The 17,591-nt window shown below is 56.9% G+C and carries 16 protein-coding genes and 1 tRNA gene; 8 read left to right on the top strand and 9 right to left on the bottom strand.

Going from position 1 to position 17,591, the window contains the following annotated elements; genetic code table 11:
- Positions 1-210 precede the first annotated feature (210 nt).
- The 4 genes from ACDZ94_RS07020 (at position 211) to ACDZ94_RS07005 (ending at position 2,381) form a co-directional block, all read left to right on the top strand.
- Positions 211-819 (top strand): hypothetical protein, encoded by a 609-nt coding sequence (locus ACDZ94_RS07020; protein ID WP_218819895.1) that lies wholly within the window; start codon positions 211-213, stop codon positions 817-819.
- A 116-nt stretch (positions 820-935) separates the two neighbouring features.
- Entirely contained in the window at positions 936-1,316 is a 381-nt protein-coding gene (locus ACDZ94_RS07015) for a hypothetical protein (protein ID WP_432751235.1), read from the top strand.
- 8 nt (positions 1,317-1,324) lie between these two features.
- Entirely contained in the window at positions 1,325-1,903 is a 579-nt protein-coding gene (locus tag ACDZ94_RS07010) for a tail assembly protein (protein WP_432751234.1), read from the top strand.
- 43 nt (positions 1,904-1,946) lie between these two features.
- Entirely contained in the window at positions 1,947-2,381 is a 435-nt protein-coding gene (locus tag ACDZ94_RS07005) for a hypothetical protein (RefSeq protein ID WP_218819898.1), read from the top strand.
- Between the two features lie 256 nt (positions 2,382-2,637).
- Here the strand turns inward: ACDZ94_RS07005 and ACDZ94_RS07000 are convergent, their stop codons facing one another.
- The 3 genes from ACDZ94_RS07000 to ACDZ94_RS06990 form a co-directional block, all read right to left on the bottom strand.
- Positions 2,638-5,619, bottom strand: a complete 2,982-nt coding sequence (locus ACDZ94_RS07000; protein WP_432751233.1) for a metallophosphoesterase — start codon at positions 5,617-5,619, stop codon at positions 2,638-2,640.
- 605 nt (positions 5,620-6,224) lie between these two features.
- Entirely contained in the window at positions 6,225-6,749 is a 525-nt protein-coding gene (locus ACDZ94_RS06995) for a hypothetical protein (RefSeq protein WP_271043736.1), read from the bottom strand.
- Positions 6,750-7,008: 259 nt separating this feature from the next.
- The gene (locus tag ACDZ94_RS06990; RefSeq protein ID WP_432751232.1) at positions 7,009-8,013 is read right to left on the bottom strand and encodes a hypothetical protein; all 1,005 of its coding nucleotides are present in this window, start codon (positions 8,011-8,013) and stop codon (positions 7,009-7,011) included.
- A gap of 720 nt (positions 8,014-8,733) precedes the next feature.
- On the opposite strand from ACDZ94_RS06990, the gene ACDZ94_RS06985 reads away from it, so the two are divergent.
- Both ACDZ94_RS06985 and ACDZ94_RS06980 read left to right on the top strand, forming a co-directional pair.
- Positions 8,734-8,958, top strand: a complete 225-nt coding sequence (locus ACDZ94_RS06985) for a hypothetical protein (RefSeq protein WP_248131910.1) — start codon at positions 8,734-8,736, stop codon at positions 8,956-8,958.
- 750 nt (positions 8,959-9,708) lie between these two features.
- Positions 9,709-9,909, top strand: coding sequence for a hypothetical protein (locus ACDZ94_RS06980; protein ID WP_102624492.1), 201 nt, complete (start codon positions 9,709-9,711; stop codon positions 9,907-9,909).
- Between the two features lie 312 nt (positions 9,910-10,221).
- Here the strand turns inward: ACDZ94_RS06980 and ACDZ94_RS06975 are convergent.
- Positions 10,222-10,297, bottom strand: a tRNA-Thr gene (locus ACDZ94_RS06975).
- Positions 10,298-10,959: 662 nt separating this feature from the next.
- Between ACDZ94_RS06975 and ACDZ94_RS06970 the strand changes: the two genes are divergently transcribed.
- Positions 10,960-11,868, top strand: coding sequence for a cellulose synthase operon protein YhjQ/BcsQ (locus ACDZ94_RS06970; RefSeq protein WP_432751231.1), 909 nt, complete (start codon positions 10,960-10,962; stop codon positions 11,866-11,868).
- Positions 11,869-12,037: 169 nt separating this feature from the next.
- Positions 12,038-12,943: a cellulose biosynthesis protein BcsQ gene (bcsQ, locus tag ACDZ94_RS06965; protein ID WP_064450229.1), complete on the top strand. Its 906-nt coding sequence runs from the start codon at positions 12,038-12,040 to the stop codon at positions 12,941-12,943.
- Positions 12,944-13,184: 241 nt separating this feature from the next.
- On the opposite strand, the gene ACDZ94_RS06960 is transcribed toward bcsQ, so the two are convergent.
- The 5 genes from ACDZ94_RS06960 to ACDZ94_RS06940 all read right to left on the bottom strand — a co-directional run bounded on the left by ACDZ94_RS06960 (position 13,185) and on the right by ACDZ94_RS06940 (position 17,390).
- Positions 13,185-14,372 carry a methyltransferase gene (locus ACDZ94_RS06960; protein WP_432751230.1) on the bottom strand — a complete coding sequence of 396 codons (1,188 nt, stop codon included), beginning with the start codon at positions 14,370-14,372 and terminating at the stop codon, positions 13,185-13,187.
- Complete coding sequence (locus tag ACDZ94_RS06955) at positions 14,353-15,042, bottom strand: ABC transporter permease (protein WP_026013808.1); 690 nt, start codon at positions 15,040-15,042, stop codon at positions 14,353-14,355. Before ACDZ94_RS06955 ends, ACDZ94_RS06960 begins: the two co-directional genes overlap by 20 nt.
- 38 nt (positions 15,043-15,080) lie before the next feature.
- Positions 15,081-15,776, bottom strand: a complete 696-nt coding sequence (locus ACDZ94_RS06950) for an ABC transporter permease (protein ID WP_053253867.1) — start codon at positions 15,774-15,776, stop codon at positions 15,081-15,083.
- 74 nt (positions 15,777-15,850) lie between these two features.
- The gene (locus tag ACDZ94_RS06945; RefSeq protein ID WP_064450233.1) at positions 15,851-16,603 is read right to left on the bottom strand and encodes an ABC transporter substrate-binding protein; all 753 of its coding nucleotides are present in this window, start codon (positions 16,601-16,603) and stop codon (positions 15,851-15,853) included.
- A 13-nt stretch (positions 16,604-16,616) separates the two neighbouring features.
- Complete coding sequence (locus tag ACDZ94_RS06940) at positions 16,617-17,390, bottom strand: ABC transporter ATP-binding protein (protein ID WP_053253869.1); 774 nt, start codon at positions 17,388-17,390, stop codon at positions 16,617-16,619.
- Between the last annotated feature and the right edge of the window lie 201 nt (positions 17,391-17,591).

Raw genomic sequence — 17,591 nt, 5'->3', positions numbered from 1 at the left:
GTTGGCCATCCCCCTAGAGCGTGCTCCCCGCCCCAGTACCAGCCCACACGCAAGCGCCGCCACTGCCACGACCGAATGGCGACACGCCCGTGACCAGTACCTCAACCACATCATGGTTTGTCGGAGCTGCTACGCGCCCACCAGCCGCCATTGCGCGGCTGGTGCTCACCTGCGCACCAGCTACGACAACACACCTATGGAGGCGCACCAATGACGCCCAGCCTTATCACCCGCCTGTGCAACATCGGTATGAAACCCGGCATCAGCGCCGCCACGCAGCTCATCACTACCCGGCGAATCTGTCGCGCCATTGCTGACCAGCTCGACGTTATCCGCAGTGAGCGGCGAGCCCTTCTCCGGCAGGCGGGCAAGTTGAAAGCATTCCTCCCCTTCACCCGGCAGGCCATTGCTGAATTGGAGGAGCGAGCCCAGGAACACCAAGAGGCCACCCGCAGTGGAGCGTGGAGCGCACTTGCTGGGTTTGGCCAATCCCTGATGTTCGACCATGAGGGGTTGGCGCAGGCGCTGGGCTTCGACCAGATGTGCGATCTGCTGGGCGTCAACCCAGTACATCGCCAGCAGGCCAGCGCAGACGGTGACACCAGCCTTCGCGGAATGGCCTACCTATCCCGACTGGAGGACAGCGCCGACCGCAAGAGCGACGAATGGGGCGCCGGTGGCCCGCTTTATCAAGCCTGCCACGCCGCCATGATCCGGTTCATCCGGGAATGCCCAGAAGACCAGTTGCCCGACCCATTCGCCCCTGGCGCGCCGTTCGGCCCAAAGCTACCGCCCGCCCTGAGCATCGTCGGCAAATGACCATTTTCCGCGCCACGTTTTGCGAATCACGAAAACGTGGCGCGACACCGAGCAACACCACCGAGCACCAGCCCACGACCAGCGCCAGCGGCGCACAGAGGAAACCATGACAGACCATGACAGACCAAGACAGCAACACCGCGAGCCACACGCCCACCTATCAGGAGCGATTCACCGACGCATGCAACACACTTAAATTCAAACCCTACGAACTGATTCAGGGGCCGGACGCAGGCTACTTGGTGTGGGAGGTCCAGCACGTCCGCAATGGCCAGCAAGTGACCATCGACGGCCCCTACTTCACCGAGGAAGAAGCCCGGGTCTCTGCGGACCTGATGCGGGGAACATTCCGCGGCGCCAGGGCAAGCGAAACGATCTACAACCGGGTGTGGAACTACGACCAACGCCAGGAACAACTGACCATCGCCCATGCGCATATGTCGCGCGCAGTGCTCGCCATTCGCCTTGGGCTACCTGCCTCTTCGATCACCGTATAGGAGGCCACATGGCCGCTACCGCATTCGATAACTCCCCTATGACCACCATCAAACTCTACGGACAACTCCGGCAGTTCGGCAGGTCATACGACCTTGCCGTGCGCACGCCAGCGGAAGCCTTGAAAGCTCTGTGCGTGCAGATTCCAGGCCTTGAGCGATTCATCTCAAACGCCAGGTCGCGCGGACTTGTGTTTGCTGTTTTCCGTGGAAAGAAAAATATCGGGGAGGGTGAGCTCAATTATCAAGGCCATGGCGACATCATTATCGCCCCCGTGATCGTCGGCAGTAAGCGGGCAGGTATCTTGCAAACGATCATAGGGGCCGTACTGATCGTTATGAGCCCTTTCACAAATGGCGCAACACTTGCGCCCGGTATCGCACTGGCCGCCGGCGGCGTAATTCAGATGTTGAGCCCGCAAGCACAGGGCTTGAAGTCTAGCGCCGCGCCCGAGAACACTCCTGGCTATGCCTTTGGTAGTGCAAAAAACACCGTTGCATCAGGCTTGCCCGTACCTCTTTGCATCGGCCATCGCCGCTGGGGTGGCGCGATCATCAGCGCTGCTATTTACGCCGAAGACCAGATGTAGGGGTGCTGGTGTAAAGTGATCCATCAACCCCGGAGGAAGAAATATGCACAGGATTTTGCTCGCCACCGTCACCTTCGCACTACTGGCTGGATGTTCAAGCACACCAGTAGCGCCTGGCTCTGCAAAGCGGGTGCCCTCCGACAGGGTCTACGCCTATCAGTCAGACATTCCTGGTGGTGCGACACTGGCAGTTAGTCGAGACAACGGCTTTTGGGCGTCTGGCGGCTGCATGGCCACCGTGCTCATCGACGGAAAAAAGGTCGCCCGCATCGACACCGGCGAAATTGTGAAATTCAAGGTCAAGCCAGGTCGGCATATCGTTGGCATTGCCGGCGATGACGAAGGCAGCGGCCTCTGTGCAATGCAGATCGGTCAGCCCGTGAAGGAAACGGCAGCCGAGGTCAGCTCAGGAGAAACCCAAAAATTCAGGATTTCGGGTACTCAGAATGGAACGGACATACGCCCAAGCTCTATTTAACTGACTAATCGAAACAGACGATATGGTCTCACTCAGACCAAATCGTCTGTCTCGCTGATCGCTTTGCCTAGCCGCTGGTAACGACTCCGGTAACAGCAAGAGTAATCAGTTAAGAGCGGCTACCACCATCAGGGACATCTCCATCACAAAGCGTCCTAAATCTCTCGAACATCACATTCAAGAGATTTCAAGCGATCGCCATGACCTCAACGAATCAATAGGCGCGGTTTGAACTGCAGCTATCAGCTATCAGCAGTCATTTTGAAAAGGCAATGACACGGGAGCGAATCGTCGATATGACCTCCCCAGATGCCGATGGAGCGAGTTTCAGCACTTCCAATGCGCTGCTAGGATCGCCCTTCTTGTCTAATAGCCAAATTGCGTGATCCGCGTAGAAAGCCCCATTTGTACTGCCTGCGGCGATCTTTTCCTCGCGCAGAGCTGCCGCATCGCCATCGCGCCCATCCGCCTCCAGAGCAGAGGCGTAGATGGCTTCGGCAATGTCGTCGGCAAATCCACCAGTCCGGGCAAGTTCCAATACTTCTATCGCTGCTTTGGGATCGGCTTTTTTGTCCAGCAGCCATTGCGCATGGTTACTGTAGAACACTGAACATGTGCTGCCAGCGGCAATCTTTTCTTTGCGCAGGTCTGCGGCATCACCGTCGCGTTTGACTGCCTCCAGAGCATTTGCCTGAATGGCTACAACATAATCATCTCTCGCTCTTTCCGGCGCCTCTGCCACTTCAGTCAGAAACGTTTCGATCAGTTCTTCATCTTTACTGGCTATAACAGCATGGCCATAATTGGCCCAGTACCGGAAAAAGCCTGGGTCTACTAGGGTGGCCTGCCGAAACAGCTCCAACGCTTCACGGTCTTCGGTGCCGAAGAGCCTTCTTCTGCACTCGCCCAGAAAGCGCATGCATTGGTGGTCATTAGGGCTAACCTTCAGCAAATACTCCAAAACGATGAGAACTTTTTTATCTTGCCTTTGAGCAATTAGTTTTTCTTCCATACGCCATAAGGCTTGTACGATCATTTCCTGGCTACGGCCAAACAAATTAGGGGCTATCTCCGCCACCCGCTCATACTGGCCGCCTTGTTCTAAGTGGTAAATCGCCTCCAAAGCACGGCGGATGTTGGCCTCCATCAAGGCTCTTTGACCCTTTAACTCATCCAGCCAAAGTCCAGCAATGAATTCGTGCATTTTTTGAGTATGGTTTTTGTCGGTCTCCAGATTACGGGCCTGCTCTGCTGCTAGGTCGTGTAGGTAGAGCCAGTCGCCGTTCTCCGCGAGTAAACGGCGTCGTATCAACGCGCCACCAGCCTCTTGGGCGGATGCGATCTCCTCCAGAAGAGACAGATGGCTGTAATGTACGCCGTCACGGTATAGGGAGCAGACAAACAACAGGCGTCGCTCTCCTCTCGTCAAGACATTCTCGTATAGATCGCGAAACAGTTTGTCGTATAGCGTTTGGGCGTAGTCTTCTGGGTATTGCCTCAGAATATCGTAGGGCGAGCCTCCCTTATCTTCTGCAAGGCGCACAAGCAGGCTCAAGCCGTAAGCGTGTGCGCCGCGTCCGTGACCACCGCCCAGGCGGGAAAAAACGTAGCTGCGTTGGTCGCCGCTTAACGCCCAGCCCTTGCTCAGGCCGGGCGGGTGGGAAAGATAATCAGCCAGAGCTTGTTTGGGCAGTCCGGTGACCTCGTAGCTGTTCAGGCCGACATCAGGCTTTTCCCGGGCCTCCAAGACAATTGTACTTTCAGGATAAGCGCGAGATAAGCCTTCCAGCAGTAGACCAAGATTTGCATCCCGCCAAATTCCATTGCGCAACCAAAGATGAGCTCGCTGGACATGGAGGAAGAAGGGTTGTGCATTCGACGCCAACAGATTCAAACCTTCAGCAATTTTCGCGACTGTCTCTCCTACCGGGGGGCGAGGCCGCTCGTCGTGAATGCCCAACAAGGGGGCGATCTGGCCGAAGAAATCTGGCATGCCACCTTCCTCCCGCGCCGTAACTTGCACTAGACGAAGATTCTTCCACTCCGACCGCAGGCGTAGCTCCTCCACCAGGGTGCTCTTACCAACTCCGGCCATGCCGAATATGACCAGCAGCCGGTCCCTTTTCAGATGGGTGGCGCAGTCCACCATTGCGGTATCTAAGCCGTAGTGGCCGCGACTGGTTGGCGAGGCCTCCAAAGGGGCGGAGGGAACGGGGGTGGATGCTGTGGCTGTGGCGGGCAGGGCGGGCAGATTAGCATGGGCCGTCAAAGGCCAGATCCCATGCTTGGTACGGCCACTGACGTTTTCCTCTATCCACCCACCCCCACCCTTCGAATCGTAACTACGCAAATGCACCTCGGTCTTACCGGGCGCGAATTGAACCAGGTTGTAGCCAAATTCCTTCTGGCTTTCCCCGGTAGTAGCTCCGGCGGCGATAACAACGTGTTGAGGTGTCGTGATCTCCCTCACCCATTGATCGTGGGCGTGTCCATGGAGTAAAAAATCGAAATCCTGTTCCAGCCGTCCGCGTAGTTGCAGGACTTCTGCTGGCTGAAGCCAATCCTGCGGATGGTGAATCAATGCAAGACGCAGATGGGGGACAGAACTGCCTACGGTGTCAATGGCTTTGCTACAGGCATGCAGTTGGGCGTCTCCTGCAAGCCAGATACGATCTTTGTCGTAATTATCTACGCAGGTCCATGCGGAGTTCAGTCCAGAGAGAGATACGGTAATTCCATCAATCTCGACCTTGGCGCCGAAGGTGGCGTTGTGATCAAGGCTGATATGGGGATAGTGATCTACAACAAACTGTCGGTAAGCGGCAAGACGCTCCATGGACTGCCTAATTTCGGCGTCGCTATTCCGAAAGTCTTGGTTTATTTGGGTCAGATTGCGCTCGCTTGAGCGGAACCACTCAGTTTGAGATCGGCGTACTTTGCTTCGGTCAATATCATGATTTCCCGGTACCAAGAATAGCCGGTCACTCTCTAGGTTGCAGGTCGCTAGCACCTTATCGAAGAATGCCTTAGCTTCTAAATATTGCTTGACCAAAGGCTCAGCCTTGGTTTCTCCGAAGCCGATATCGCCGGTGCAGAGCACCAGATCGACTCGTAATCCGCTTCTCATCAAGGTTTCCAAGTCCTCTATCAGCTTTTTAAGCGGCCGGTCGTCCCGCCAAGCATGCTCGTCAAGGAAGTGCAGATCAGAGATGTGAAGCCAGCCCAGTGTGGGGGTCATTGTTTAGGTCTTCCTTGATGTATTTTACGAAGTTAGTGCTAGCGGGGAGGATATCCCCATATCTAATATGAAGCATCGATGAAAGTCATCGTCGCCGCCGCTCCCACCGCAAACAACCTACGATTGTGGCCCTTTGTCTCCAAAGCATCCCGAGTTTATTCTCAAGGTGTTGATCGAAATCAAGCTTTCAGGATCTTCTGCGAAGCAGCTAAGACATAAGCAGTTCCCATATCATTTTTCGGCTGACACAGATTCCATGGCGGTCTTGTCAAACACCACCTAAACCTCGCCAACGGTGGCCTAAGTGACGGGATTGCCAACCTCCCTAGGGACTAACCTTTGCTAACAGGCCGCGAGCGTTGCCATCGGCTCCAGGCCGATCTGATGTCAACATTTGTCAACATCGAGCCTGGCCCCGCACTCGATCCAATGTCAGGTTTTGTCAGGTTCTGGTGCGCGCTCGATGACAGGTTTTGACAGGTTCTTGCCCTGAAAAAAGGTTAAGTTTTGTTAAGTCGCTGGCGCTGACTCGATCGGGCGGTATCCACACCACAAATGGCAAAAAATCGTCTTTCTCTTTCGGGCATACGGTAGGTAGACGAACGTTAAATAAAGTCCTGCCGTACCTTGCGCAGCACTTCAGACACCTCACGGATTACGTGACCGCAAAGCTGTACGAACGCATCGTCCACTTCGACAAGTGTCGCTACCTCAGAAACGTCACCTTCAAAGAAAAACGCTTCATCCGGGAGTTTCATCCGGAATGGTAGGCACTGCGCTTTGGCAACAAGCGCGTCATAGCTGCGACCTCTTCCGTGTTTAAGCACATTGATGGCTGCTACTAGGTCCTGAAAACGATCCTTCAGTTCAGCTTCGCCTTGCTGGTCCAATATGGCTTCCGCTTCTCGGAATCCATCCCTGCAATTCAGACGGTCTTGTAAGCTGGCCTCGAAGATCGAGAACATCCCAACCGAAAAGATCACTTTCTGCAGCTGTATCATCTGGAGAGCTTTCACCAGAGGGGTAGCCGCACTCGTTTGTAGAGCTTCAACCGTTCTTTCGTTTGCGCTCCGCAACGCCTCCAGGGTAAAGGCTGCGCAACGGTCGGCAAGCTCATCAAAACTATGCATAGGTCTGCTCTCGTATGAGCTGGCTTGTTCTTACAATGGGAGTGATGCCCAGGCTGGCATGTAGGCTACCCCGCACCAGCGACGGCTCGCCAACGGAATGCGCAGTAACTGCGCAAATTGCGCACAGCAAGTACGCAGCTCGGTACGCACGGTTGGTACGCATTCGGGTGCGTACCTGCAGCAGGTTCGCACTGAGGTTCGCACTTCTGGTTCGCAACCATCAAGGCGCGAACCTAGCACCTTAGTAATGGCTGCCAGCTTAAGGGCCTGTCCGCATCCGGTTCGTGACCTTCTTTAGATCGAAACTCCTTATTCGGCACTCTTCGAGAAACTCCGCGAACTGATCCATGTACGACATTGCTGTTGCATCTGACGGTCTGGGGCCAGCCTTCAGAACGACCGACATCATCCGGCTCATGACTTCACAGCCGTACTTTATAAACTCCTCCTCCGGCAGCACTTCAAGGTACCGGTTCTGCTGGTACCGTTGCTCAATATGCTCTTGCCTAGTTTTCGGGGGAGGCGCTGAAGGCTGGTCAGGCTCGAACTTTAGGGAATGGATATTTTGTGCTGTGGCATACCGGTGCCCCTGCGACTGAGCCCACGATTCAAGAAACTCGTGTATGTCTTTTTCTACTAGATGATGGCGATGGGCATTGCACTCATTGTAAATAATGAATGCGGGAACCATTCGGTCTTTGAGATTCTTGACTCGATAAGTCGTCTGGATGAGCACAACGAAATCGATGTGCGAAAACCGGTCCGATCGTTTCTCGCTGCCCCCTTCGAGCCAGAAGTTAAAGCGATCTACTAGCTGGGCGACCGGAATGCTTTCAACTGTGTCGTTCAGCACGAGTAAAATGCCTGGCGTCTCTGGGTTCAGACCAAGATGCTTCTTTGTTGACTCGATCTGATCTCGTGCTTTGCGACAAACGCCTTCAACTACCGTTGTGGCCTTAGCGAAAATCCTATCTATGGTCGCTTGGCCTTCAGGCATTGCCTTGATAGCAGCTTCCAGATCGTAGTCGCCAAAGATAAGCGGAAAGTCGTCTGAATCCATCGCTGCTTTAGCGTGGCTGAAAATCTTATCTTTTGGGTCAATCTTGAGTGTCTTCAGCTCAGTTACAGCTCGACCGTTAAAGAATAGGTAATCAGCCATTTTCACATTCATCGGCTGGTCGACGTGCCCATCCAATGGACGCACATGATCCTGTGTCTCCAGGAAACTGATCATGCGAGCCTCAATGTCTATCGTCTGATCCATGCTTTGTCCTCGCTCAATGTGCTCAGACTCTAGTTCATGCGAGAGACGTTGGTGCGCATCCAGATCATGCCCAGAGCGCACTGCCGGCTCGTAATGTTGCTTTCTGTAGCTATCTGACGGTAATTACACTCTTAGGGTTGTTAAGTTGCCAGGCGCTGGTTTCCACTGTGGTTTCCAGGGTTTTGCAGTGGTTTCCACTGGCAACCTGGCCGGGCCCAGACCAAACCCACGGCGCGGGGTCGACTGGCCGGCGCGCACGATCCGCGCCAGCATTGAGCGTTGAATTCAACTCACCGTGTAGATCGCAACACGCTGGCGCCAGCATTTACTTTGACCACACTTTGACGGAATGCGAGACAGGCATCAGACAAAAACCACGCCGGGTGGGCGTCTGAGACTGTTCGCGTGGCCAGCCCGTCAAACAAGCGCACCGCGGCCGCTGATACCCCTGACAGACCCCAGACGGATACGGCGCATTCGGCCCACCTACTTTTACCCGGCCTTTACCGAATCGCTGGCAAATGTGAGACAGGCATGAGACGGATTCGACGCCTGAGAACGCGCAGCGGCCAATGCGGGCGGGGCTCACGCATTAGATTCGGGGAAATCCCGTATCACATCACCAGGCCACTTTGCCGCCGGCAGACGCAAACCACGTAAAGGTGATTCCAAGCATTCACGGCGCCGGTGCTACGCTCTCTCGAAACACGGAGAGCCACCATGACGGAAACCAAACTGATCGCCAGCCTGTTCGACCGCCTCAATCAAAACCAGCTCGCACTGGGCGCCGCAGTGGAGGAGCTTTCCAACTGGGTCGAACAGCGCGGATCGGCAGACATTGCCAACAACGTGCGCGGCGCACTGGAAACGCTCGACGAGAACCTAGTGTTCATTCGCCAGGGCATTGCAGAGCTAACCGTCGTGGGCAGTCTGGGGCAGTCCTGACGCGGGATAGGATTCTGGACAGACTCTGGACGGCTGGAGAGGCCGCAGTTCTTCCGGCCCGGCCCGCAGGCCAAAGCCAGCTAGGGCTGATGGCAGATCGGGCGTGCGGCCGGATAGCTACCTCGTCCAGAAACAGGGGCGAGCCGCGACATTCACTGACAGGAAATCCTTGACCAGCCTTGACGGAACCTTGACGAGATTTTAGACAGGTCTTGACGGATTTCTCCGGCGCCACCAGCGGCAGGAACGCTGAAAGCCACGCAGGACCATGCTTTGTGGCCATTCGCTTAGGTTGGCCAGCACCAGCCTCGTCAAGAATTCTAGAAGTGCCCGTCAAGGTAACTGCCCGACCAATATCTAGACCCACGCCGGCCGGATGGGGTGGTGAAATATCGGGCCAGACAAATCCTTAGCGCGCCAGGCAATACTAGACAGGCTCTAGACGGATTTTCGCCGACAGACCACGGGGAAATTGTCCGCAGCCCAAGCAATGCAAAGCTTCCAGCGTTAAAGGTGGCGTGCTGGTGCTTGATGCTCGTCAAGTATTTGCCGTGGCTTCCAGCGAACTGACAGCAGGTCGGAGCAGGTGGTGAACGAGTCGTTCACCCTGGAGCGGAAACCTTCTGCTTGCCAGCTTGGCCAACCCCCGGATTCCAGGTAGCTGCTCTCGTTCCGCTGGTAACATCTGCAGGTCATCTGTTGGCCCCGCTTCATTCCGGCGCCAGCATCACCCGCGCAGAGGATAGAGCCGTGTCCGTTATTGACTGTGATTACCTACCCGCCGACAAGGTGGTGTTTCCGCCGGAGCTGGCGCTGCTGATCGTCAGGAAGGCCAGCGCAATGGCGGCGGCATTCGAGGAGCAAGCTCTCGACCAGCTCACAAAGGACGCCCGGCGCGCCCTTTCGCGGGGAACTGAGCCAAGGCGCGTAATCAGGGAAATGCGCTTGTAGGCCGAAAAAGAACTGCCGGGGCCTCGGTAGTTTTTCCAGTACCTGCCATACCGGAATGGGAACCCAGGCTAATTAGGGAGAATCCCGGACAACACCCAATCGCGAAATACCCCATGAATGACCACTACCCTGATCCGGGGTGGTGATGGTAGGAGGCATAGGTAATTGAGATGGCTTGCTGCACGGATGACTGATGAGGGTGGAATCACCAGTCTTTTAAAGAAACGGGGAACGAACGGGGAAAATTTCTACTAGAAGAAGCCCAAAACGAAAAAGGCCCACCGCAAGGTGAGCCTAAGTCGTTGTTCTATATGGTGCCGGCACCAGGAGTCGAACCCGGGACCTACTGATTACAAGTCAGTTGCTCTACCAACTGAGCTATACCGGCGTGTTAGGGCGACGATTATAGCGATTGGCAAGCTTCTGTAAACCCCTGAATTCTGACTATTTTTGCAGAAACCAAGGTTTTTTTGCGATGGCTGCGTTTTCGTCGTCTCTGGAGCTGCAAATCAGCTTCAATTCCCCCCCCCCGTAACGGTCGGCAAATTCCATGTACCCCAACGCCTGCGTCGGGCCTTTCGAGTCCGGATACGTCACGGCGCATTCACCACGCCGCATCCCGGCGGGGTCCACAGGGTTGGAGAATACGCGTTGCGTATCCGGCTTGTGGCTTACGCCCGCAGGGTTTGTGTCGTGAGCTGGGTGTTTTGGCTTGTTGTGTAGGCGTGTAGATATATGTGTGTGCTGATACGAAGTCGGTTTGAGCGATACCCACCTGTCTCTCAATCACGAAAAAATCAGCAAGGTTTGTCTAAAAAAGGCTTATGAGTCGGCTAGCGCATTGTTGTAGAAGTGAATATTCAAAAAAAACGACAAGCCATAAAAATGACGCCATGCCGCTTATCTGAAAGGATTCTGATACAAGCACCAAAACACTGACACTATCATTGTGATATCACACAATGCCGCCCTTGTTTGATCAGCAGTTCAAAAGGGGAGCAGTCAGTGGGGCGTGCAGATCACCTATCAAAACCATACACCGCGCCCGCTGTGCCCGATTTGCGCGAGCCGCGGGTGGCTGAGCCCCTGCAGCGTTTGCTGGATCACTTGAACCGAGGAGGAGCAGAGTCTCTTCACCCGCCTGAGGTGTTGGACGGTTCACCTGCCGCTGTTTATTCAGATGGGTCTGCGCCGAAGGTGGTGGTGGTGGTTTCTGCTACAGGCGGCGTGGGCCGCAGCACGCTGGCTGCTGCACTTGCCAATGGTCTGCAACGCCAGGGGCACCCGGCGCTGGCGTTGGATCTGGACCCGCAGAACGCGCTGCTTCATCACTTGTGCCCAGGGTTTGATCTGCCGGGCCTTGGCGCAACCAGCCTGCTTAACCAGACCTGGCAAGCCTTGCCCAAACGAGGTTTTGCCGGGTGCCGTCTGGTGACCTTCGGGAAGACCAATGCTGTGCAGCAACAGAGCCTGAACCGCTGGCTGGGGCAGGACCTCGAATTTCTTGGCAAGCGCCTGGCTGGGCTTGGGCTGAATGGCGAGGACACGGTGGTCATCGACGTCCCTGCTGGCAACACGGTGTATCTGACCCAGGCGATGTCCGTGGCGGATACGGTGCTGGTGGTGGTTCAGCCGGATGCGGTTTCGTTTCGTGGTTTGGCCAGGATGGACGAGGTGCTCGCGCCGTATCTTGCGAACGCATCGTCACCTCAACGGTTTTACGTGATCAACCAGGTCGATTGCGGCCATGCTTTCAGCCAGGACATGGCAGGTGTCTTCACGTTACACCTGGATGACGCCGTGTTGGGAACCGTGCGGCGTGACTTAGCGTTCAGTGAGGCGCAGGCCTATGGGCGAGACCCGCTCGACCCTGCGATCAACAGCGTCGGTTGCCAGGATGTAAATGCGTTGTGCCGTGCCTTGAGTGCGCGCATGCAGTTAGCAAGTGCCGGCCATTAAATTGACTATTTACCGTCTGTCTAAAAAACAATCAGTGAAAACATCAAAATAATGACACTTTGTTGCTCCTGTCACAGAATGCGACAACTGGGACGCCTACAAGAAGACCTGCGGTAAGTGCTGCTTGCCGACCTTTCACGTCTTTAAGCTGCGTCGTGAGGAGCAGGCTATGAGCCTTAGCGAAGAACTGTTGGCATTGTTCGGCAAAAACGTGACCCATGATGCCCAAGGCATTAATGCGCGCATGCACTTTTTTGGCAGCGTGCCTGCTAATGAAACCACCCCTGCCCAATCCCAATTGACTGATATCGCAGCGCTGCGCCCCAAAGTGGTGGCGTTGGTGTCGATGAATGGCGGTGTCGGCCGTAGCACCCTGGCCACGGCCTTGAGCAGTGGTTTACAGCGCCACGGCGAGTCGGTGGTGGCGCTTGATCTTGACCCGCAAAACGCCTTGCACCATCACTTCGGCGTCAGTGCCACATTGCCCGGTATCGGCCGCACCAGCCTGGAGCATGGGCAATGGCGCCCGTTACAGCAGATTGGCTTCGCCGGTTGCCAGGTGATTACCTTTGGCGATATCGACATTGAGCAGCAGGAAAACCTCGAACGTTGGCTCAAGCACGAGCCTGCCTGGCTGGCGCAGCGGCTCGCGTCGCTGGGCCTGAGCGAGCGGCAGACGGTGATTATCGATACGCCCGCCGGCAATAACGTCTACTTCCATCAAGCGCTGAACGTTGCCGATGTGGTGTTGGTGATCACGCAAGCCGACGCCGCATGCCTCGGTACGCTCGACCATTTCGACGTACTGCTCGCGCCGCACCTTGAGGGTGAGCGCCCGCCAGTTGTGCATGTGGTGGTCAACCAAGTGGATGAGAGCAGTGCATTCAGTCTGGATATGGTTGAAGCGTTCAAGCAGCGGTTGGGGAAAGCGCCGCTGGAGATTCATCGCGACATGGCCATCAATGAAGCCTTGGCGTTTGCAACTGACCCGTTGGATACCGTGGCAAAAAGGCTGTTCACTGACGATCTGAATGAGATTTGCCGGTTGTTGAAGGCCCCGAAAAAAACGGCCTAAAGTGCTGTTTATTCGCTTGACGCTAAATGCTTATGCACAATCGGTTGGTTGCTGCTGCCACGAAACAGCGATTTTGTGGCGCTGTTCTCAATGCGCTGCAACTGCCTGTTTTGTGTGCGTTTTATTTTGTGAACAAAAAATGACCAGGGTGGCTTTTGGTCTGTAGCACTGATAGCTACAGCCTCTGTGAATAAACTATCAACAGAGTTATCCACAGGGCGCGTGCAGGAAAAATTGCTCCCTAATCGCGCTCAGCCAGCACCATCAAGTTGCGCGGGGTCAGTGTGGGTTCGCAGAAGCTGCCTACCTCGACTTTATAGCCTTGGTCCGCCAGGAAAAGTGCCCGGTCCAGCACCAGCCACATTTCCAGGGGCCGCCGAAACAGCGCCCGTACCAACTCCAGGTTTCGCACTTGCGCCAAGCGGCGCCAGCCGTGCGCCTCAAGCGTTACCCAATCCTGTTCGCCTGTGGCAAAACCCTTGAGGCCTGCCAGCTCCCGGCAATAGTCGGCAAAGGGTTTGTCCAGCCAGTGGGCGGGCAGGGAGGGCGTGGCCAGGTATTCGTCACGGCCGCGTAACTGCCTTTGCAACTGATCAAAGCCCAGGCGCCGGGCCATGGAGGTGTCGCGTTGCTGGCGTACACGGTTGCCGGCGGTGACGGTTTCGCTCAGCGGCAGCCCCAGATCATCGACCGATAGTTGCAGCCGTGACTCGCGCCCAACCCTCGATAACGCTTGATAGTGGTCAGCGCTGATGCGGTTGTAACAGCAAGGCGCCAGCGCCAGTTGCTTGCAGCCCGCTGCGCTGGCCAGTTGCAGCAGGCGCACGTGCAGGTCGCCGCAGGCATGCAGGGCGACGGGGGTGTGGTCAGCGCTGATTGACACAGGCGCCATCACGTCTTGCAGGCGATGGGTAGCGGGCAGGCCGTGATGGTCGCTCAAGGCCTGGCCCGAGGCGATCAGGGCCGGGTCGTATTCGAGGCAGGTCAGGTGTTGGCCGGCTTGCAGCAAGCGGCGGCCGAGGTGGCCTTTGCCGGCGCACCAGTCCAGCCAATGGGTGGGTGTTTCGGCGAAATTAAGTGCGGTGCCGAAGGCTTCAATTTGCTGCCACTTGCGGCCAGGTACGTCGACGTTCAGGCGATGGCGAGCGGGCGCAAGCGCGTGTGTCGGTAACCTGTCCACAGCACTGAGTTGCAACGCCTGCGCAGCCAATTGTGCAAAGGGGGCGGGCGCCGGCAGGTCATGGGGGTGGTTGTGACAGCTTTCAGCCTCGGCCAACGAGCGCTGGCGCAGCCACTGGGCCAGCTCGGGATGTTGGGTTTCCCAGGGTAACTGCAGGTGCGTAAAGGGCCGTGGTCGCCACAGCCCTTGGTGCTCGATCAGAAACGCATCCAGCGCTTCAAAGCGCGCTTCAGCGTCCCTGGCAGGCATCGACGCGCAGCCAGCGTTCGAGCAGTTTGAAGCCGCGCACCAGGATGTAGGCCATCAGCAGATAGAACAGCCCGGCGGCGAAGAAGATCTCCACTGGCAGGTAGGTGCGCGCGATGATGGTCCGCGCCATGCCGGTCAGTTCCAGCAGGGTCACCGTACTGGCCAGGGCACTGGCCTTAAGCATCAGGATCACTTCATTGCTGTACGCCGGCAGGCCGATACGCGAAGCACGCGGCAGGATGATGTAGAACAGCGTCTTGGGCTTGGACATGCCCAGGGCGCGCGCCGCTTCGATTTCACCCGGTGGAATGGCCTGGATCGCGCCACGCAGAATCTCGGCGATATAGGCGGCCGTGTGCAGGGTCATGGTGGCGGTGGCGCACCAGAACGGATCGCGCAGGTATGGCCACATGAAGCTCTCACGTACGGCATCGAACTGCGCCAGGCCGTAGTAGACCAGGAACAACTGCACCAGCAGCGGCGTGCCACGGAAGAAGAAAATGTAGGCGTAGGGCAGGGCGCTCACGTACCAGCGGCGCGAAGAACGGGCGATACCGAGCGGGATAGCCAGCAGCAGGCCGGCGATTACCGCGATGGCGACCAGCTCCAGGGTCAGGGTCGCACCCTGGGCCAGTTTGGGCAGCCACTTGATGATCACGGCCCAGTTCAGGCCCAGGTCGAAGTGCGACAGCCAGCTGTAGTCACCGCTCATTGGGTGCTCCTTGCAAAGCCGCGGGCGGCACGTTTTTCCAGGAAGTGCATGCCGGTCATGGCCAGCACGGTCAGGCCCAGGTACATGAACGCCGCGACCATAAAGAAGGTGAACGGCTGCTTGGTCACGGTCACGCCGATCTGCGCATGGCGCATGATTTCTTCCAGCCCGATCACCGACACCAGTGCGGTATCTTTCATCAAGATCATAAACAGGTTGCCCAACCCCGGCAGGGCGATGCGCCACATCTGCGGCATGATCAACCGGGTGAAAATCCGAAACTTCGACAGCCCCAGCGCCACACCGGCTTCGCGGTGGCCTTTGGGGATGGCGAGGATCGCGCCACGAAACACTTCGGTGGCGTAGGCGCCAAAGCACAGCCCCAGGGCGATAACCCCGGCAGCAAAGGCACTGAGCGAAAGGTCGGGGTTACCGAAAAACTCGCCGAGGGCACGCATCAGGTTGACCGTGCCGAAGTAAATCAGCAGCACCCACAGCAGCTCGGGAATGCCACGAACGATGGTCGAGTAAGCACCGCCAAGCCATTGCAACGGCTTGTACGGGGACGTCTTGGCCAAGGCGCCGGCAAGGCCCAGCACCAGCCCCAGGCACAAGGCCGTGAGCGCCAGTTTGACGGTCATCAGCGCGCCGGCGGCGAGGGCCGGGCCGAATCCGTAGAGATCGAAATTCATGGTGTTTTCATATCGCGGCAGGCATTGCTAAAAGCCGGCGCGCTCAAGCGAGCGCGTCGGTCAGGCCGTTCAGATCATTCGATGCTGAACGGGAAGTACTTGTCGTTGATCTTCTTGTAGGTGCCGTCTGCCTTGATCTCTGCCAGGGCTTTGTTCAGGCGCTCGCGCAGTGGGTCGCCTTTACGTACGGCGATACCGATCTTGTCGCTTTCTACAACCGGGTCGCCTTTGAATTCATAGGCCGAACCGTCTTTGCTCTTGAGCCATTCGTACTGCACGTACTTGTCGGCGAGGATACCGTCGAGGCGGCCGGAGGTCAGGTCGAGGTAGGCGTTTTCCTGGGTGTCGTAGAGCTTGGCCTCGGTGTCCGGCAGCTTGTCTTCCAGGTAAGTACCGGCCAACGTCGCGCGCTGGGCGCCGATGATCTTGCCCTTCAGGTAAGCCGCGTCGGTCTTGAAGTCCGCAGTGGCTTTAGGTGCGATGAATTGCAGCTTGTTGGAGTAGTACGGGTCGGTGAAGTCGACAGCCTGCTTGCGTTCATCGGTGATGGACAGCGAGGACACCAGGAAGTCGAACTTCTTGGCGTTCAGGGCCGGGATGATGCCGTCCCAGTCAGACACATACACTTCGCACTTCTCGACTTTCATCTTGGCGCACAGGGCGTCGCCGATGTCTTTGTCGAAGCCGACGACGTTGCCGCTGGCGTCTTTATTGTTGAAGGGCGGGTAGGCCGCCTCGATCCCCATTTTCAAGGTTTCTGCCATGGCCGTGGCGCTGAACGCCATCGAAACGGCCGCGGCCAGAAGGAATTTTTTATAGTTCTGCATGCATGTTGCTCCGTTAGCGGTTGCTGGACATGAATTGTTTGCAGCGCGCCGAAAGCGGGTTTTCAAACACCTGCTGTGGCGATCCTTGCTCTTCGACCAGGCCCTGGTGCAGGAACACCACTTCACTGGAAACCTGACGGGCGAAGCCCATTTCATGGGTGACCAGCAGCATGGTGCGGCCTTCTTCGGCCAGCGCGCGGATCACATTAAGTACTTCCTGGACCATTTCCGGGTCAAGCGCCGATGTCGGCTCGTCGAACAGGATGACCTTGGGCTGCATCGCCAGGGTGCGCGCAATGGCCGCCCGTTGCTGCTGGCCGCCGGACAGTTGCGCAGGGTAGGCGTGGCGTTTATCGCTGATGCCGACCTTGGCCAGCAGGGCTTCGGCCACTTCTATCGCTTCGGCCTTGCTCTGGCCAAGCACACGGCGGGGCGCCTCGATGATGTTGTCGAGGATGCTCATGTGCGGCCACAGGTTAAAGTTTTGAAACACAAAACCGATTTCGCTACGCAGGCGGTTGATCTGCTTGCCGTCGGCGGCCATCAGCTCGCCGTTCTTTGCAGCCTTGAGCTTGAGCTCCTCACCGGCGACCAGGATCTGACCCTGGTGCGGGTTTTCCAGCAGGTTGATGCAGCGCAGGAATGTGGACTTGCCGGAACCGGAGGAGCCCAGGATCGAGATCACGTCGCCGTCGCGAGCGGTCAGCGAGATACCTTTAAGTACCTCCAGCTCACCATAGCGTTTGTGCAAGTTGCGGATTTCAAGCGCGGGCGCGGCCTGGGCCATGTGCGGTCCTCATTGTGTTCATTGCGTTCTTGCTGTTGGGCCGCCTTCCTGGCGAGGCGCCAAGCTAGCATAGCGTTCGGATGGCAGCCAACAGCGCTACGGACGGTTAACGGGTGGTGTGCGGCAGGGTGTCGCATCGGCACAGCAGCGTGTCGCGCCATCAACAACCTAACAGACGTTTGAACCCGATAAATCCACAGG

The organism is Pseudomonas sp. UBT (genome assembly GCF_050915955.1).
GTDB classification, from domain to species: domain Bacteria; phylum Pseudomonadota; class Gammaproteobacteria; order Pseudomonadales; family Pseudomonadaceae; genus Aquipseudomonas; species Aquipseudomonas antarctica_A.
Note: the sequence above shows the minus strand (reverse complement) of the source record. Positions and strands in the feature narration are given on the sequence as shown.

Bases quoted from the DNA above. Each gene is read 5' to 3' on its own strand.
- ACDZ94_RS07020 (WP_218819895.1), top strand. From the start codon at position 211: ATGACGCCCAGCCTTATCACCCGCCTGTGCAACATCGGTATGAAACCC.
- ACDZ94_RS07015 (WP_432751235.1), top strand. From the start codon at position 936: ATGACAGACCAAGACAGCAACACCGCGAGCCACACGCCCACCTATCAG.
- ACDZ94_RS07010 (WP_432751234.1), top strand. From the start codon at position 1,325: ATGGCCGCTACCGCATTCGATAACTCCCCTATGACCACCATCAAACTC.
- ACDZ94_RS07005 (WP_218819898.1), top strand. From the start codon at position 1,947: ATGCACAGGATTTTGCTCGCCACCGTCACCTTCGCACTACTGGCTGGA.
- ACDZ94_RS07000 (WP_432751233.1), bottom strand. From the start codon at position 5,619: ATGACCCCCACACTGGGCTGGCTTCACATCTCTGATCTGCACTTCCTT.
- ACDZ94_RS06995 (WP_271043736.1), bottom strand. From the start codon at position 6,749: ATGCATAGTTTTGATGAGCTTGCCGACCGTTGCGCAGCCTTTACCCTG.
- ACDZ94_RS06990 (WP_432751232.1), bottom strand. From the start codon at position 8,013: ATGGATCAGACGATAGACATTGAGGCTCGCATGATCAGTTTCCTGGAG.
- ACDZ94_RS06985 (WP_248131910.1), top strand. From the start codon at position 8,734: ATGACGGAAACCAAACTGATCGCCAGCCTGTTCGACCGCCTCAATCAA.
- bcsQ (WP_064450229.1), top strand. From the start codon at position 12,038: ATGAGCCTTAGCGAAGAACTGTTGGCATTGTTCGGCAAAAACGTGACC.
- ACDZ94_RS06960 (WP_432751230.1), bottom strand. From the start codon at position 14,372: ATGCCTGCCAGGGACGCTGAAGCGCGCTTTGAAGCGCTGGATGCGTTT.
- ACDZ94_RS06950 (WP_053253867.1), bottom strand. From the start codon at position 15,776: ATGAATTTCGATCTCTACGGATTCGGCCCGGCCCTCGCCGCCGGCGCG.
- ACDZ94_RS06945 (WP_064450233.1), bottom strand. From the start codon at position 16,603: ATGCAGAACTATAAAAAATTCCTTCTGGCCGCGGCCGTTTCGATGGCG.
- ACDZ94_RS06940 (WP_053253869.1), bottom strand. From the start codon at position 17,390: ATGGCCCAGGCCGCGCCCGCGCTTGAAATCCGCAACTTGCACAAACGC.